Raw genomic sequence first — 16,017 nt, 5'->3', positions numbered from 1 at the left:
CCGGTCTTGCGGACGACGATCTTCTTCATGACGGACATCTCCTTCCATGACGGGCGGTCAACAGAGTCAGCCATGAGCTGAGATGAATAGAAGTTTGACTCCCAGTCACCTCAGCTCGGCCAGCACCAAGGGTGGTGAACGTGAGCGGCCCGCGTCAAGAGATGCGCACCGGGTCTCGCGGGGTAGCGCCCCGGCAATGAATAAACTGAAATGAATGGCACGGGAACGCGACGACCCCGGCCGCGGAACGGCGGCCGGGGTCGCGGGGCGGGTGCGGTCAGAGGCCGCGGGCCAGCCGCTCGGTGAGCAGCCGGGTGAAGCGCGCCGGGTCGGGCAGGTCACCGCCCTCGGCCAGCAGCGCGCCGCCGTGGACCAGCTCGGCGATCTCCGCCAGGGCCGGGTTCGCGGGGTCGGCCTCGTGCGCCGCGCGCAGCCCGGTGATCAGCGGGTGGGCGGGGTTGAGCTCCAGGATCCGCTTGACCGGGGGCACCTCCTGCCCCATCGCGCGGTACATCTTCTCCAGGGTCGGCGTCATGTCCTGGGCGTCGCCGACCACGCAGGCCGCCGAGGTGGTCAGCCGCGAGGAGAGCCGGACCTCCTTGACCTGCCCGGACAGGGCCTGCGTCAGCCACGGCAGCAGCGCGGCGAACTCCTGCTCCCGCTTGGCCTTCTCGGCCCCGGCCTCCTCGTCGCCGCCGTCCGGGCCGTCGAGGTCGACCTGCCCCTTGGCGATGGACTGCAGCCGGTGGCCGTCGAAGTCGGGCACCCGCTCGACCCAGACCTCGTCGACCGGGTCGGTGAGGATCAGCACCTCGTACCCCTTGGCGGCGAAGGCCTCCATGTGCGGGGAGTTCTCCACCGTGGCGCGGTCCTCGCCGGTCAGGTAGTAGACGGCCTCCTGGCCGTCCTTCATCCGCCCGACGTACTCGCGCAGGGTGGTGGGGCGCTCCGCGTCGTGGGTGGAGGCCGCCGAGACCAGCTCCAGCAGGGACGCGGTGCTGTCGGCGTCCTCCAGCAGGCCCTCCTTCAGCACCCGGCCGAACTGGTCCCACAGCTTCAGGTAGCGCTCGGTGTCCTTGGCCTGGATGTCCTTGAGCGCGCCGAGGACCTTCTTCACCAGGCGCCGGCGCACCCCGCGGATCTGGCGGTCCTGCTGGAGGATCTCCCGGGAGATGTTCAGCGACAGGTCGTGGGCGTCCACGACGCCCTTGACGAAGCGCAGGTAGTCGGGCATCAGCGCTTCGCAGTCGTCCATGATGAACACCCGCTTGACGTACAGCTGCACGCCGCGCTTGGCGTCGCGGGAGAACAGGTCGAACGGCGCCTGGGAGGGGATGAACAGCAGCGCCTCGTACTCGAAGGTGCCCTCGGCGCGCATGTGGACGGTCTCGGCCGGGGCGAGCCAGTCGTGGCTGATCTGCTGGTAGAACTCGGTGTACTCGGCCTCGGTGACCTCGCTGCGCGGCCGGGCCCACAGCGCCTTCATCGAGTTGAGGGTGTCGACCTGCCGGGTGGTGGTGCCGTCGGCGTCGGTGTGCTCGCTCGCCATCCGGATCGGCCAGCGGATGAAGTCCGAGTACTGCTTGACGATCTGGCGGATCTTCCGGTCGGCCAGGTAGTCGGCCAGGCCGTCCTCGCCGTCGGCGGGCTTGAGGTGCAGGGTGACCGAGGTGCCCACGGGAAGGCCGTCGACGGCCTGGATCTCGTAGGTGCCCTCGCCGTCCGACTCCCACCGGGTGCCGGCTTCGGTACCGGCCCGGCGGGTGTGCAGGGTGACCCGGTCGGCGACCATGAACGCCGAGTAGAAGCCGACGCCGAACTGCCCGATCAGGCTCTGCGCCGCGGCGGCGTCCTCGGTCTCCTTGATCTTCTCCAGCAGTCCGGCCGTGCCGGACTTGGCGATGGTGCCGATCAGCTCCACGATGTCCTCGCGGCTCATCCCGATCCCGTTGTCGCGGACGGTCAGCGTCCGCGCCTCGGGGTCGGCCTCCAGGGTGATGTGGAGGTCGGAGGTGTCGGCGTCGAGGCCGGAGTCGATCAGTGATTCCAGCCGCAGCTTGTCCAGGGCGTCGGAGGCGTTCGAGATCAGCTCGCGCAGGAAGATGTCCTTGTTCGAGTAGATCGAGTGAATCACCAACCGGAGCAACTGGCGCGTCTCGGCCTGGAATTCCAGCGTCTCGACAGTGCTACCCACTCGGGGGGCTCCTCTCTGGGGCGGTGCGTGAGCGACGGACGCGGAGGGACGCCGGGCGGCCCCCTCCGCATCCGCATGATAGGCGGCCACGCGGCCCCGTGGGCGTTACAGCTTGACATCGGATGTAACAATGTCACGCGCCGTGGAGCACCTCCCGGGGCACCCCGTGGAGCACCCATGGAGCACAGAGCACGGAGCACCGCATGCACCCCTTCCTCGACCACCCGGGGCCGCTCGCCTTCGCCCACCGGGGCGGCGACCTCGGCCGCCCGGAGAACTCGCTCGCCGCCTTCGAGGCCGCCGTCGCGCTCGGCTACCGCTACCTGGAGACGGACGTGCACACCACCGCCGACGGCGTGCTGGTGGCGTTCCACGACCACCGGCTCGACCGGGTCACCGACCGCACCGGGGTGGTGGCCGAGCTGCCCTGGCGGACCGTCCGGCAGGCGCGGATCGGCGGCACCGAACCGGTCCCGCTGCTGGAGGACCTGCTCGACGCGTTCCCCGGCGCCCGGTTCAACATCGACGTCAAGGCGGCGCCGGCCGTCGGGCCGCTGGTCGAGGCGGTCCGCCGGACCGGGGCCTGGGACCGGGTCTGCGTCGGCGGCTTCTCCGACGCCCGGCTCGCCGCCGTGCGCGCCGCCGCCGGGCCCCGGCTGGCCACCTCGCTCGGCCCCCGCGAGGTCGCCCGGCTGCGGCTGCGCTCGCTGGCCGGGCCGCTGGCGCGCGGCGGCACGGCGCCGTGGGCCGGCCTCTGCGCGCAGGTGCCCGAACGGCACCGGGGCGTCCGGGTGGTGGACCGGGCCTTCGTGCGCGCCGCGCACCGCCTCGGCCTGCAGGTCCACGTCTGGACCGTGGACGACGCCACCCGCATCCGCTCGCTGCTCGACCTGGGGGTGGATGGCATCATGGCCGATCGCATCGACGTCCTGCGCGACGTCCTCCGCGAGCGCGGCTGCTGGACCCCCGGCGGCGACGGCTCCAGCACGGGGATGGGAACAGCATGAGCACCACGACAGACCGGCCGGAACATCCGGCGACCGCCACCGAGGACGACCGCCGGGCACTGCGCCGGATACAGGTCGGGTGGTACGTCAACGACTGGGCCAACGCGGCCTTCTCCGCCACCGTCCTGACGGTGTTCCTGGGGCCGTACCTGACCTCGGTCGCCAAGGCGGCCGCCGACGCCGACGGGAACGTCCACCCCCTGGGCCTGTCGATCCGGGCCGGCTCCTACTTCCCCTACACGGTCTCCTTCTCCGTGCTGCTCTCGGTCGGCGCGATGCTGCTGGCCGGGACGGTCGCCGACCGCACCGGGCGGCACAAGGAGCTGATGGGCGGCTTCGCCTACCTCGGCGCGACCGCCACCATGGGCATGTTCTTCCTCGGCGGCGACCGCTACCTGCTCGGCGGCGCCCTGCTGGTGGTCGCCAACCTCGCGTACGCGGTGTCGGTCGCGCTCTCCTACGCCTACCTGCCCGGCCTGGCCGCGCCCGACGAGCGCGACGCGGTGTCCTCCAAGGGCTGGGCGTACGGCTACGCCGGCGGCGGGCTGCTGCTGATCGCCAACCTGGCGCTGTTCCAGGGCCATGACGCCTTCGGCCTCACCGAGGGCACCGCCGTGCGGATCTGCCTGGCCTCGGCGGGCCTGTGGTGGGCGCTGTTCACCGTCGTGCCGATGCTCCGGCTGCCGTCCCGGGCCGGGGTGCTCCCCGGTCGCGCCGCCGCCGAGGTCCGCAACGAGCCGGCCGCCGGCAGCCTGCGGGAACTCGGCCGCACCCTGCGCGGCATGCGGCGCCACCCGCTCACCCTGCTCTACCTGGCTGCCTTCCTCTGCTACAACGACGGCATCCAGACCGTCGTCTCGCAGGCCTCCCTCTACGGCAGCGAGGAACTGGGCATGGACCAGACCTCGCTGGTCACCGCCGTGCTGCTGGTGCAGGTGGTGGCGATCGGCGGCGCGCTGCTGCTCGGCCGGATCGCCCACCGCTACGGCGCCAAGCGGACCATCCTGGGCTCGCTGCTCGGCTGGGTGGTCACCGTCGCGCTCGGGTACGTCATGCCGGCGCACCAGCCGGCCTGGTTCTACGCCCTGGCCTGCATGATCGGCCTGGTGCTCGGCGGCAGCCAGGCGCTGTCCCGCTCGCTGTTCTCCCACCTGATCCCGCCCGGCAAGGAGGCCGAGTACTTCAGCGTCTACAAGGTCAGCGACCGCGGCACCAGCTGGATGGGGCCGCTGGTCTTCGGCCTGGCCTACCAGGTCACCGGCAGCTACCGGTCGGCGATCGTCTCGCTGCTGGTGTTCTTCGTCGTCGGCTTCGCCGTGCTGCTGAAGGTCCCGGTGCGGCGGGCGATCGAGGCCGTCGGCAACCCGGTGCCCGAGCGCCTGTGACGGCCCCGGCCCCGGTCAGGCGTCGTCGGCCGGCTTCCAGCCGAGGGCGGGGGCGAGGTTCGTGGCGATGTCGGTGAGGATCTGCACGTAGTCCTCGTGGCCGAAGGTGAACGGCAGCGCGAAGACCACCTCGTCGACCTCCCGGAACCCGGCGTGGGCGTACAGCTGTTCGGCGATCTCGGCGGAGCTGCCGATCAGGTCCCGGGCGTACATCACCCGCGCCAGGCCCTGCGGGGCGGTGGTGCGCGCCGTGCGGCCGTCGACGTAGGCGTGGTAGCGCGCCCGCTGCTCGGCGGTGGCGCTGTCGGTCGGGATCACCACCAGGCCCTGCGAGACCCGGGCCCGCGCACCCAGCGGGTGGCGCTCGCGGAAGGCGGCGATGTGCGAGCGCTGGATCTCGGCGAAGTCCTCGGACTCCTCCGCCCGCACCACGTTGCTGGTGAGCAGGCCGAGCCCGCGCTCACCGGCCCAGCGGGCGGAGCGCAGGCTCCCGCCGCCGTAGCGCAGGCGGTCCGCCAGGCCCGGGGAGACCGGCTGCACCCTGTCCGAGTACACCTCGATGCCCTCGACCCCGCTGAAGTCGGTGGCCGGGTCGCCGCGCAGGAATCCCAGCAGCCGGTCCACCCGCCGGTAGCCGAAGTCCTCGGCGTCGGCGGTGTCCGGGTAGAGCGCGCCGGACACCTGCTCCCAGTGGCCGGGGCGGCCCACGCTCACGCCCGGGTCGAGCCGGCCGCCGGAGAGCAGGTCGACGGTGGCGAGGTCCTCGGCCAGCCGCAGCGGGTTCTCCCAGCCGACCGGGATCACCGCCGTGCCCAGCCGGATCCGGCTGGTGCGCTGGGTGGCCGCCGCCAGCACGGCGACCGGGGAGGAGATGCCGTGCTGGAGGTGGCGGTGGCGCACCCAGGCGCTGTCGAAGCCCAGCCGCTCGCCGAGTTCGACGAGCCGCAGCGTCGACTCGTGGCCGGCGCCCGGGTCGGCCGGGTCGAACAGCCCGATGGTCAGGAAACCCAGCTTGCGCAGGGGCTGCGTGTGCGACGGCACCGGTCGTCCTCTTTCCTCGGTTCCCGCCCGGCGGGCGGACGGCCGGGCGTGCCGTCCACCGTCACACACCGGCCGGGGCCGCTCAAGGGCCGCCGGAGGATCGCCACGGGGCGCAACATCCGCGTCACACCCCCGCAGCGGTTCCCGGCGGCCCGGGCTCCCGTCAGCCGCGGGAGAGCAGCTCCAGGGTGTCGACGACCCGGTTGGAGAAGCCCCACTCGTTGTCGTACCAGGCGACCACCTTGACGTGCTTGCCGTCGACCCGGGTGAGGGCCGCGTCGAAGATGGACGAGGCGGGCTCGCCGGTGATGTCGCCGGAGACCAGCGGCTCGTCGGCGTAGTCGAGGATGCCCTTCAGCGGGCCGTCGGCGGCGGCGCGGTAGGCGGCGAGCACCTGCTCGCGGGTGACCTCGCGGGCGACGGTGGTGTTCAGCTCGACGATCGAGCCGACCGGGACCGGGACCCGGATGGAGTCGCCGGAGAGCTTGCCGTCGAGGTTCGGCAGGACCAGGCCGATCGCCTTGGCGGCGCCGGTGGTGGTCGGCACGATGTTGACGCCGGCGGCGCGGGCGCGGCGCAGGTCGCGGTGCGGGCCGTCCTGGAGGTTCTGCTCCTGGGTGTAGGCGTGCACGGTGGTCATGAAGCCGTGCTCGATGCCGGCCAGCGCGTCCAGCACGGAGGCGAGCGGGGCCAGCGCGTTGGTGGTGCAGGAGGCGTTCGAGACGATCACGTGCTCGGCCGGGTCGTAGGCGTCGGTGTTGACGCCGTAGGCCAGCGTGACGTCGGCGCCGTCGGAGGGGGCGCTCACCAGCACCTTCCGGGCACCCGCCGTGAGGTGGGCGCGGGCGGCCTCGGCGGAGGTGAAGCGGCCGGTGGCCTCCAGGACGAGGTCGACGCCGAGCTCCGCCCAGGGCAGGTTCCCGGGGTCGCGCTCGGCGAGCACCTTGATCCGGCGGCCGTCCACGACGAGCTCGTCCCCCTCGACCCGCACCGGGTGGCGGAAGCGGCCGAGCGAGCTGTCGAAGCGGAGCAGGTGGGCGAGCGAGTCGACGGAGGCGAGGTCGTTGACGGCGACCACCTCCAGCTCGCTGCCGCGCTCCACCAGGGCGCGCAGGCTGTTGCGGCCGATGCGGCCGAAGCCGTTGATGGCGATGCGGGTCATGAGGGCTCCCTGGGTCGGGCCGGGCGGTCCGGGTGCTCCGGGCGGTCCGTTCGTTCGGTGACGGTTCAATCATCGGACCGTTGGAAGCCGCCGGACAGGGGCTGGATCGACATGGTGCGCAAGGATCCCGCCAGCATCCCTGCCAACGGTCGCAAGGATCCCGCCACGCCCGGCCGGAGGGCCGGTGTCAGTCCTCGGCGCGGGCCGCGAAGGTGTGGCGGTACTCGGTGGGCGAGGTGCCGAGGACGCGGTGGAAGTGCAGCCGCAGGTTCGCCCCCGTGCCCAGCCCGGCCCGGTCGGCGATCTGCTCCACCCCCAGGTCGGTGCGCTCCAGCAGCTCGCGCGCCAGGTCCACCCGGGCCCGCAGCACCCACTGCATCGGCGTGTAGCCGGTGTCCTCCACGAACCGGCGCGAGAAGGTGCGCGCGGAGACCCGGGCATGCCGGGCGAGCCCCTCCAGCGTCAGCTGCTCGGCCAGGTGCTCCAGCGCCCACTCGCGGGTGCCGGCGAAGAGGTCGCCCAGCGGCTCGGGCACGCTGCGCGGCACGTACTGGGCCTGGCCGCCGCTGCGGTAGGGCGCGGCCACCAGCCGGCGCGCCACGTGGTTGGACAGGCCCACCCCGTGGTCGCGCCGCACCAGGTGCAGGCAGAGGTCGATGCCGGAGGCCGCGCCGGCCGAGGTGAGCACGGCGCCCTCGTCGACGAACAGCACGTTCTCGTCGACCCGGATCCGCGGGTGGCGCTCCGCCAGGACCTTGGCGTAGTGCCAGTGGGTGGTGGCCCGCCTGCCGTCGAGCAGCCCGGTGGCCGCCAGCGCGAACGCCCCGGTGGAGATCGCGGCCAGCCGGGCGCCCCGCCGGTGGGCGGCCACCAGCGCCTCGACGACGGCCGCCGGGGGTTCGGTGGTGGCCGGGTCGCGGTAGCCGGGCACGAAGACGGTGTCGGCGTGCTCGACCGCCTCCAGGCCCTCGGCCACGTGGTAGGAGAGACCGTCGCCGCCCGTCACCAGCCCGGGCGCCGGACCGCAGACCCGCACCGTGTAGGGCATGCTCGGCCGGCTGGAGAACACCTGCGCGGGGATGCCCACGTCCAGCGGCTTCGCCCCCTCCAGGACCAGCACGGCCACCTGGTGCTTCCTGCGGCCCATCGGACCTCCTCCGCTCCCCGCGGGTGCCGGCGGGCGCCGCGGCGCGCCCCGGCCGGTCCGACACCGGCCGCAAGCATCCTGCCATCGGCGCGGGTCCGCGGTCCGGCCCCGGCCGGGGCCCGGGCCCCCGGAGCCCTCAGGGGCCGGCGGGGGCGGCCCGGCCGGCCGGGCGGGGGGCCGGGCCGGCGAGGGCCTCGCTCTTCACCAGCCAGGCCACGCCGAAGGCGAGCACGGCGACCGCCTCGCCCAGGTAGGGCACGGTCAGCGGCCAGTCCCGGGCCAGGTGGAGCACCCCGGCGACCGCGACCGCCCCGACGGCCGCCACGATCACCCAGCCGCAGACCAGGTAGACGAGGTCACGCGCCGGGCGCCGGCCGCCTTCGGCCGGCGAGTCCGCGAACAGCCGCAGGCAGAAGTAGGCCAGCACGCCGAACAGCCCGGCGGCGAGGCCGAGGTGGACCGTCCCGACGGCCGTCTGGGCGCCGCTGGGGTGCGCCGTGACGGAGTCGGGCGGCTCGGTCGGGAAGAGGGCCACCCCGATCGCCAGCACCCCGGCCACCGAGCTCAGCCGGTCCTCCCGGCGGTCGTGGCGGTAGCAGATCAGGAAGACGCCGATGGCGCAGAGGCCGCCGACGAAGACGTTGCGCATCGAGGTGTAGTAGGACGCGCTCATCGAGCTGAGCAGGGCGATCCGGGCGGAGGTGAGGCTGTTGCCGACGGGCAGCACGATCGGCAGCAGGGAGCCGAGCAGCCCGATCCCCAGCCGCAGACGGCGCACGGTGCGCGCGTCCTGGGCCTGGGGTGCGGCGGGGGGACGGACGGTGCCGGGGGGACGGACGGCGTCGGGGGTTCGGGGCATGACGAGGCCTCCTTCGACGAACTGAGGCTGTCGCGCCGCGGCCGGGAACGGCGGTCGCGGTCGCGGTCGCGGCAGGGTGATACCCGCCCCGCGCCGCCCGGGAACCCCCACGGCCTGCCGTTCTGACGGAACGTCACCGACCCGTCACCCCCGACGCCGGGTCAGCCGACCGGCCTCAGCAGCTCCTCGACGCGCTGGGCCCGGCGCAGCGGCTCGAAGCGCACCTCGCCGGCGGCGTCCACGGTGAACCCGTGCACGGCCGGCTCGGGCAGGCTGTTGTACTGGAAGTGGGTCGTCGCGTAGTACGCGCCGGTGTCGAGCAGCGCGACCAGGTCGCCCGGCTCCAGCGGCGGCAGCTCCCGGCCCCTGGCCAGCAGGTCACCGGCGAAGCAGCAGGGCCCGGCGACGTCCTGGGCCACCGGCGCCCCGTCCTTGGCGGCGCCCGAGGGGTGGTGCGCGGTGATCCGCAGCGGCCAGGCGTCCGGCATGAACACCGTGCGGGTGGCGACCTGGGCACCCGCGTGGGTGACGGCGATCCGGCGGCCCCCGGCCTCCTTGGTGTACTCGACGTACGCGGCGGTGAAGCCGTTCTTGGCGAGCAGCGAGCGGCCGAACTCGGTGGCCAGCCGGTACCGGCCGTCGAACAGCTCCGGGGCGTGCGCGCGCAGCCGGTCCACGTAGTCGGCGAAGCCGGGCGCGGTGGTGTCGTCCGCGAAGTTGACGGGCAGTCCGCCGCCGAGGTCGATGCCCGTCACCCGGCGGCGGCCCGGCTCGGCGTTGACCCGCTCGGCGAAGGCCGCGGCCCGGGCGACGCCCTCGGCCATGAGGTCCAGCGGGCAGCCCTGCGAGCCGACGTGCACATGGATCCAGGTGAGCCAGGGACGCGCGCGGAACGCCTCCACCAGCCGCTGCGCGTTCCCCGCGTCGGCCAGGGTGATGCCGAACTTGGAGGTCGCGGTGGCGGTGCTCATCGCGCCGATCCGCCCGGCGCCGACCTGCGGGTTGACCCGCACGCCGATCCGGGAGGCGGAGGCACCGGCCCGCAGCAGGTCGTCGACCCGGTCGAGCTCCTGCCAGTTGTCGATGTTGACGGCGGCGCCCAGCTCCAGGGCCCGGACCAGCTCCCGGCGGGTCTTGGCGGGCGAGTCGAGGACGATCCGCCCGGGGTCGAAGCCGGCCGCGAGGGCCTGGGCGAACTCGCCGGGGCTGGCCACCTCGCAGCCCAGGCCCAGCCCGCGCAGCCGGGCCAGCAGCGGGACGAGGCAGTTCGCCTTGGCCGCGAAGGTGTGCAGCACCTCGACCCCGGACGGGAAGGCGGCGTGCAGGTCGGCGACGCTCGCGGCCACGCCGTCGAGGTCGACGAAGGCGGCGAGCAGCGCGTCCTCCGGGTCGAGCAGCCGGTGGCGCACGGCCTCGCGCAGCACGAGTTCACGGCGGGCGGCGGGCTGGGGAAGGGTCATGGTGGGGCGCTCCACGGGCTCGTCGGGCGGCGGGTGGCCCGGCGGTCCGGCGGTCCCCCGCTCCGGGCGTGGCACCAGGCTGCCGGGCGGACGGCGGCCGCGTCCGCGTCCCACGGCGCGGATGTCCGGGAACGGCCCCGCGTCACCCGGCCGGACGGCGCCGCCGGAGCGGGCGCACCGGTGCCCCCCGGCGAGGACGGGGCCGCCGCACCGCCGTGCGCGGCGAACCGGCAGCGCCCGGTCCCGGCCCCCGCCGGGGGTACGCGGCGGCCGGCCGGGGAGGGGTCGGTCAGGACGGGTGGGGGACGTCGAGGGCCGGGAGCAGGTGTTCCTCCTCGTAGGCGAAGTGCTCCTCCAGGCCGTCGGTCACGCGGTCGAGTTCCGCCGCGAGTGCGGCGAGGTCGTCGTGCTCCGCCGCGAGGAGCCGCTCCAGGCGGGCGAGGGCCCGTTCGACCACCTCGTGTTCCTCGCGCAGCCGGGTGATCGCCGGTGCCAGGTGCGGGAAGTGCTGCTCGAAGGCGGTGAAGGAGCCGTCCTCACGGGTGTGGTGGAGTTGCAGGCCGTAGCAGAACGCGAGGCAGCGGCGGTGGAGTTGCCGGGTGAGGTCGGGGGCCGGGCTGGCGGCGGGCCCGCCGTTCAGGGCGGCCTCGACGGCGGCGCGGACCTCGGCGATCCGGTCCCGCAGCTCGTTGTGGTGGGCGATCAGCTGGCGGCCGATCATCCGGTTGCGCTCGCCGTCGGCGGAGAGGTCCAGCGGGTGCAGGGCGACCACCGGGATGACCCGGGTGGTCTTCTCCCGGTACTCGCGGAAGGCCGGGTTCACCCGGCACTGCCGCTCGTAGAGCTGGTCGCGCTCCTCGCCCTCCAGGACGACGGCGCGGGTGGCGAGGGGCTTCACGCGCCCTTCCCCGGTGCCGGTCTCCAGGGTGACCTGCGGCGAGGCGACCAGGTTGTGGTACCAGTCGGGGTGCTCCGGGCCGCCGCCGTTGGAGGCGAACACCACGTACCGGCCGCCGTCGCGCAGCTGGACCACCGGGGTGGTGTGCGGCCTGCCGGTGCGGCGGCCCGCGGTGGTGAGGAGCACCAGCGGGACGCCCTCGAACACCCCTCCCACCCGGCCGTTGTTCTCCCGGAACTCCTTGATGATCCGTTCGTTCCCGCTCATGCGGACACCCCCATCGTTTGCTTTGAAAGCAAAGGCAAACTAACGGGGGCCGCCGAGGCCCGTCAACTCCCCCCGTCCGCAAGGGATCGGACGCCGCTCCGGTCGTCCGCGTCGAACCGGGCCAGGGTGCGGGCGGCCGGGGCGAGGGCGCGGTGGAGGGCCTCGCGGGTCCCGTCGGAGAGGCCGCCGAGGGCCTCGGCGAGTTCGTCGGTGACGTCGTGGGTGATCTCCCCGGCGACGGCGGCGGGCGGGGTGCGGGGGCCGAGCTTGCTGACGGCGGCGGCCGCGCGGGCCGGGGTGAGCAGCGCGGCGGCCTGGACCAGGAGCCAGGCGGGGACGCCGGCCGCGCCGTCCGGCGGCGGCAGGTAGGGGCGGGCGCCGTCGTAGCGCTCGTCCTCGGCGAAGGCGGGCTGCTTGACCTTCCGCAGCGGTCGCGGCCCGGCCTCGGGCGGCCAGGGGCCGGCCGGCTTGAGGACGTAGCCCTCGGCGAGGTTGCCGGACAGCGCGGGCAGGCCGAGCAGGACCGGGACCCTGGTGGGGAAGGCAGCCGGCAGCTCCTGGAGGGCGGTCAGGGCGCCGTGCCCGAGGGCGGGCGCGCAGACGAGCCCGGCGGCGGCCGCGGCCTCCCGCAGGGTGCGGTCGGCGAGCCAGCGGCGCCCGGCGGCGGTCTCGACGGTGGCGTCGAACGGCAGCCAGTGCAGGCCCGGGGCGTACCAGACGCCGGTCTGCACCGGCTGGACCCCGTCGGGGGCGGCCACCCCGGGGTGCGGGTAGCCGCCGCCGGCGAGTTCGCCGTAGACGGTCACCACCGCCGCGGGGTCCGCGGCCTCGCGCACCGCCGCGGCGAAGCGGGCCGCCGCCACCGCCAGGGCCGGCCAGATCCGGCTGACCCCGAAGAAGTCGTCGAGCCCGTCGTCGCCGAGCAGTTCGCGCCGTTTCGCGGGCCGCACGCCCGACCGGTCGCAGACCACGGCGAAGTGCGCGCCGTGCACCTTCTCCACCGCGACCCAGGCGCGGGCGCCGGAGGCCGCGACGCCTCCGCGCGCCGGGATCTTGGGATAGGGCTGCAGGGCACGGTCGACGGTCATGCCACGGATCATCACCGGCCCGCCGCCGCCCGCGCAACGGGATTGCGGCGGGCCGGGCGGCCGGGCGCCGCGCGGCGAGGACGGCAGGGCGGGACAGGGGTGGTCAGATCATCCGGCCGCCCTGGCGAGGTCCAGGAACAGCGCCGCCGACCAGCCGAAGCCGGAGGTCGCGCGGGCCGCGCGGGCGCCGGTCAGCGGGTTCCAGTACTCGTAGAGGCCGCCCGCGTCCCGGACCATGGCGAGGGTCCGTTCCCTCAGCTCGGCGGCGGTCCCCGGGAAGCCCGAGCGCTCCAGGCCCTCGGCGAGCAGGTAGTTGACGTTGAGCCAGACCGGCCCCCGCCACATCGCCTCGGGGTCGAAGGCCGGGTCGTCGAAGGCCACGGTCGGCACCGGCCGCTCGCCCCAGTAGGCGGGCGAGCGCAGGGTCCGTTCCAGGGCCGCGGCGATCCCGGCGGGCAGCCGGCCGCTGAACAGGGGCATCAGGTCGAGCGCGGTGCGCACCGGCACGCGCGCGCCGGCCGACAGGGTGGTGAAGCGGGTGCCGTCCCAGCGCCGCTCCACCAGCAGCCGGGCGTGGGCGGCGGCGCGCTCGCGCCAGCGGGCGGCCTCGGCGGGGCGGCCGAGGGCGCCGGCGATGTCGGCCAGCCGGTCGGCCTCCAGCACCAGGTAGGAGTTGAGGTCGGGCGGCTCGGCGCGCGGCCCGTAGTCCCAGACCGGGCTGTCGTCCAGGCCGGAGGAGTAGGGGTGCAGGTACTCGGGCAGGCCGTCGCCGTCCGGGTCGGAGGCGGCGAACCACCAGGTGTGGGCGCGCACCAGCCGGGGGTAGACGGCGGCGAGGAAGGGGACGTCCGGATCGGTCTCGTGGACCTTCCAGACGGCCCAGGCGGCGAGGGGCGGCTTGGTGACCGGGACCGGCGCGCGTTCGGGGCGCGCGCCGTTGGCGCTGCCGACGTGCTCGGCGAGCCTGGCGTGGTCGGCGCGCGGCAGGTCGGTGGTGTCGGCCAGCACCCCGTGCTCGTGCACCACGTCGGGGAGCCGGCCGTCCGGCAGCTGGTGGTCCAGGAAGAGCAGGATCTGGTCGCGGGCGAGCGCCGGGTCGCCGTGGCGCAGCGCGACGGCGTGGAACAGGGCGTCCCAGTTCCAGACGCCGACGTAGCCGTACTTGGACGGGACCAGGCCCTCCCGCCCGGCGATCGGCAGCAGATTGACGGCCAGCGTCCACCAGGCCGTCCGGGCGCGTTCGGCGAGGTCGGGGCGGACGGCCGGCATCCGGGCGAACCAGTCGTTCCAGCGGGCCTCGGCGGCGGCGCGCACCGCGGGGGCGGACCACTCCCCCGGCGGGCCCACCAGCACGTGGCAGCCGTCCAGCGCGAGGGTGCGCCCGGTGCCGTCCGGCAGCCGCCAGGACGCCCGGGCGCCGTGGCCGGCGAGCACCAGGGTGTCCGGGTCGGCGAACAGCAGCGAGACGCCCCCGGCGAAGGCGACCTCGACGGGCGTGGCCGTCACGACCGGCAGCGGGCGCCCGTCGGCGTCGTGCAGCAGGAGTCCGGTGAGTTCGGTGGTGGCGGCGAGCGGGGTCTCGTACGCGGCCCGGGCGACCCGCAGGCCGTCGGCCGGGGCGGGGCCGGCGGTGACCAGCAGATGCGCGCCGCGTTCGGTGAACGGCCGCTCCACGAGGTCGAGTTCGAAACCGAACGAAGGGGTCGGGGACATCAGCGCCCTCCCAGGCCCGAGGAGGCCATGCTGTTGAGGATCTTGCGCTGCCCGATCAGGAAGGCGATCAGCATCGGCACCACCGTCATCGCGGACAGCGCCGCGGTGAGGCCGTAGTCGATGCCGCCGCGCTGGGAGTTGAAGGAGTCGAGCAGCAGCGGGACGGTGAACAGCTCCGAGGTGTTGAGGAACACCAGCGGGAAGAAGTAGCTGTTCCAGCTGGCCAGGAAGACGATGATGCCGAGCGTCCACAGGCCGGGCCGGATGTTGGGCAGCACGATCCGCCAGAAGATCGTCCAGCGGCCGGCGCCGTCGATCCGGGCCGCCTCCTCCAGCTCCACCGGGACGGCCCGGATGAACTGGCGCAGCAGGAACACGGCGAAGGGGTTGGCGACGGCGGGCAGGATCAGCGCCAGGTGGGAGTCGATCAGCTGGAGTTTGGCCAGCATGATGTAGAGCGGCACGATGGTGACCTGGGCCGGGACCATCTGGGTGGCCAGGAAGAGGCCGAACAGCGGCCCGGAGCCGCGGAACGGGATGCGGGCGAAGGCGTAGGCGGCCATCGCTCCGGTGAGCAGGGTGGCGGCGACGGTGATCGCCGCGATGTACATGCTGTTCCAGTAGGCCCGCCCGATCGGCACCTCGCGCAGCACGTCGGGGTAGTTCTTCGCGCGCCAGGGCGAGGGCAGCCAGGACAGCGGCTCGTTGATCATCTGGCTGACGCCCTTGAAGGAGGTCAGCACCATCCAGACGAACGGGAACAGCATCAGCAGGCCGCCGAGGACGAGCGCGGTGTGCAGGAGGAGCTGCCGGGGGGCGGTGGAGTGGCGGACGGTCATGGCGGCGCCTCAGGACTCGTAGTGGACGAGGCGCTTCTGCGCCTGGAACTGGACCGCGGTCACGATGAGGGTGAGCAGCAGCAGGAGCAGCGCGGCGGCGCTGGAGAGGCCGAAGTGGAACTCCCGGAAGCCCTGTTGGTACACCTTGTAGACGATGGTCTGGGCCCCCTCGTTGTGGTCCGGGTTGACCAGCACGTAGACGAGGTCGAAGGCCTGGAACGAGCTGATCACCGAGACCACCACGGTGAAGAAGACGGTGGGCGACAGCAGCGGCAGGGTGACCGAGCGCAAGGTCTGCCACGGTCCGGCGCCGTCGATCCGGGCGGCCTCCAGCAGGTTGGCCGGGACGGTGGCGAGGCCCGCCAGGAAGATCACCACGTTCAGCCCCAGCGAGGACCAGACGGTCACCACCGCCACGGCGACCACCACCCAGTCCGGGTCGGCCAGCCAGTCCGGCAGGGTGATGCCGAACAGGTCGTGGACGGTGCCGTTGAGGATGCCGTCCGCGCCGCCGCCGAGGATCATCTGCCAGATCACCGAGACCGCGACGGAGCTGGTGACGACGGGCAGGAAGTAGACGACCCGGTAGGCGGTGCGCCCGCGCACGCCGTGCAGGGCGAGTGCGATCAGCAGGGCGAGGACCAGGCCGCCGGGCACGGTGATCAGGCCGATCTTGAGGGTGTTCCAGACCGCGCGGCCGAACTCGGGGTCGGTCAGCTGGGTGCGGAAGTTGTCCAGACCGACCCAGGTGGCGTCGCCGAGGCCGTCCCAGCGCATGAAGGACAGCACGACGGCGAAGCCGAGCGGGCCGACCAGGAAGACCAGCAGCCCGAGCAGTTGGGGGGCGAGGAAGACCAGCGCCCAGCGGCGGTCGCGGCGGCGCCAGAGCGGCTCGCGGCCGCCGCGCGCGGCAGGGGCGGCGGGGGCGGGCCCGGCGGCGGAGCGCTTGCGCCGCCG

The 16,017-nt window shown here is 74.1% G+C and carries 13 protein-coding genes; 2 read left to right on the top strand and 11 right to left on the bottom strand.

Features of this window, described 5'->3' with window-relative positions; all coding sequences use genetic code 11:
* Window positions 1-277 precede the first annotated feature (277 nt).
* Complete coding sequence (gene htpG, locus ACFXAM_RS21170) at window positions 278-2,194, bottom strand: molecular chaperone HtpG (RefSeq protein WP_380293429.1); 1,917 nt, start codon at window positions 2,192-2,194, stop codon at window positions 278-280.
* A gap of 203 nt (window positions 2,195-2,397) precedes the next feature.
* Here htpG and ACFXAM_RS21165 point away from each other — a divergent pair, with 203 nt between their 5' ends.
* Window positions 2,398-3,201: a glycerophosphodiester phosphodiesterase gene (locus ACFXAM_RS21165; RefSeq protein ID WP_380293427.1), complete on the top strand. Its 804-nt coding sequence runs from the start codon at window positions 2,398-2,400 to the stop codon at window positions 3,199-3,201.
* A complete protein-coding gene (locus ACFXAM_RS21160; protein ID WP_380293424.1) occupies window positions 3,198-4,586 on the top strand; it encodes an MFS transporter in 1,389 nt (462 codons plus the stop codon). Before ACFXAM_RS21165 ends, ACFXAM_RS21160 begins: the two co-directional genes overlap by 4 nt.
* A gap of 15 nt (window positions 4,587-4,601) precedes the next feature.
* Here the strand turns inward: ACFXAM_RS21160 and ACFXAM_RS21155 are convergent, their stop codons facing one another.
* The 10 genes from ACFXAM_RS21155 to ACFXAM_RS21110 all read right to left on the bottom strand — a co-directional run.
* Window positions 4,602-5,627, bottom strand: coding sequence for an LLM class flavin-dependent oxidoreductase (locus ACFXAM_RS21155; protein ID WP_380293422.1), 1,026 nt, complete (start codon window positions 5,625-5,627; stop codon window positions 4,602-4,604).
* A gap of 163 nt (window positions 5,628-5,790) precedes the next feature.
* Window positions 5,791-6,789, bottom strand: coding sequence for a type I glyceraldehyde-3-phosphate dehydrogenase (gene gap, locus ACFXAM_RS21150; protein WP_380293420.1), 999 nt, complete (start codon window positions 6,787-6,789; stop codon window positions 5,791-5,793).
* A 187-nt stretch (window positions 6,790-6,976) separates the two neighbouring features.
* Complete coding sequence (locus tag ACFXAM_RS21145) at window positions 6,977-7,936, bottom strand: GlxA family transcriptional regulator (RefSeq protein ID WP_380293418.1); 960 nt, start codon at window positions 7,934-7,936, stop codon at window positions 6,977-6,979.
* A 136-nt stretch (window positions 7,937-8,072) separates the two neighbouring features.
* Window positions 8,073-8,795 carry a DUF998 domain-containing protein gene (locus tag ACFXAM_RS21140; RefSeq protein ID WP_380293416.1) on the bottom strand — a complete coding sequence of 241 codons (723 nt, stop codon included), beginning with the start codon at window positions 8,793-8,795 and terminating at the stop codon, window positions 8,073-8,075.
* A gap of 161 nt (window positions 8,796-8,956) precedes the next feature.
* On the bottom strand, window positions 8,957-10,255 hold the full coding sequence (locus ACFXAM_RS21135; protein ID WP_380293414.1) for a diaminopimelate decarboxylase: 1,299 nt from the start codon (window positions 10,253-10,255) through the stop codon (window positions 8,957-8,959).
* Between the two features lie 289 nt (window positions 10,256-10,544).
* Window positions 10,545-11,420 carry a nitroreductase/quinone reductase family protein gene (locus tag ACFXAM_RS21130; protein WP_380293412.1) on the bottom strand — a complete coding sequence of 292 codons (876 nt, stop codon included), beginning with the start codon at window positions 11,418-11,420 and terminating at the stop codon, window positions 10,545-10,547.
* A gap of 62 nt (window positions 11,421-11,482) precedes the next feature.
* Complete coding sequence (locus tag ACFXAM_RS21125; RefSeq protein WP_380293410.1) at window positions 11,483-12,508, bottom strand: RNA ligase family protein; 1,026 nt, start codon at window positions 12,506-12,508, stop codon at window positions 11,483-11,485.
* 108 nt (window positions 12,509-12,616) lie between these two features.
* Window positions 12,617-14,221, bottom strand: a complete 1,605-nt coding sequence (locus ACFXAM_RS21120; protein ID WP_380293408.1) for an amylo-alpha-1,6-glucosidase — start codon at window positions 14,219-14,221, stop codon at window positions 12,617-12,619.
* The gene (locus ACFXAM_RS21115; RefSeq protein ID WP_380293406.1) at window positions 14,221-15,060 is read right to left on the bottom strand and encodes a carbohydrate ABC transporter permease; all 840 of its coding nucleotides are present in this window, start codon (window positions 15,058-15,060) and stop codon (window positions 14,221-14,223) included. Before ACFXAM_RS21115 ends, ACFXAM_RS21120 begins: the two co-directional genes overlap by 1 nt.
* Window positions 15,061-15,069: 9 nt before the next feature.
* A partial coding sequence (locus tag ACFXAM_RS21110; protein WP_380293404.1) for a carbohydrate ABC transporter permease occupies window positions 15,070-16,017 on the bottom strand: 948 nt, incomplete at its 5' end.

This window comes from Kitasatospora sp. NPDC059462 (genome assembly GCF_042749955.1).
In the GTDB taxonomy this organism is placed as follows: Bacteria; Actinomycetota; Actinomycetes; order Streptomycetales; family Streptomycetaceae; genus Kitasatospora.
This window is presented reverse-complemented; position numbering and strand designations above follow the sequence as displayed.

What these genes read in the sequence shown, in the direction of transcription:
- ACFXAM_RS21165 (WP_380293427.1), top strand. Translation starts at nt 2,398, where the DNA reads ATGCACCCCTTCCTCGACCACCCGGGGCCGCTCGCCTTCGCCCACCGG.
- ACFXAM_RS21160 (WP_380293424.1), top strand. Translation starts at nt 3,198, where the DNA reads ATGAGCACCACGACAGACCGGCCGGAACATCCGGCGACCGCCACCGAG.
- gap (WP_380293420.1), bottom strand. Translation starts at nt 6,789, where the DNA reads ATGACCCGCATCGCCATCAACGGCTTCGGCCGCATCGGCCGCAACAGC.
- ACFXAM_RS21145 (WP_380293418.1), bottom strand. Translation starts at nt 7,936, where the DNA reads ATGGGCCGCAGGAAGCACCAGGTGGCCGTGCTGGTCCTGGAGGGGGCG.
- ACFXAM_RS21140 (WP_380293416.1), bottom strand. Translation starts at nt 8,795, where the DNA reads ATGCCCCGAACCCCCGACGCCGTCCGTCCCCCCGGCACCGTCCGTCCC.
- ACFXAM_RS21135 (WP_380293414.1), bottom strand. Translation starts at nt 10,255, where the DNA reads ATGACCCTTCCCCAGCCCGCCGCCCGCCGTGAACTCGTGCTGCGCGAG.
- ACFXAM_RS21130 (WP_380293412.1), bottom strand. Translation starts at nt 11,420, where the DNA reads ATGAGCGGGAACGAACGGATCATCAAGGAGTTCCGGGAGAACAACGGC.
- ACFXAM_RS21125 (WP_380293410.1), bottom strand. Translation starts at nt 12,508, where the DNA reads ATGACCGTCGACCGTGCCCTGCAGCCCTATCCCAAGATCCCGGCGCGC.
- ACFXAM_RS21120 (WP_380293408.1), bottom strand. Translation starts at nt 14,221, where the DNA reads ATGTCCCCGACCCCTTCGTTCGGTTTCGAACTCGACCTCGTGGAGCGG.
- ACFXAM_RS21115 (WP_380293406.1), bottom strand. Translation starts at nt 15,060, where the DNA reads ATGACCGTCCGCCACTCCACCGCCCCCCGGCAGCTCCTCCTGCACACC.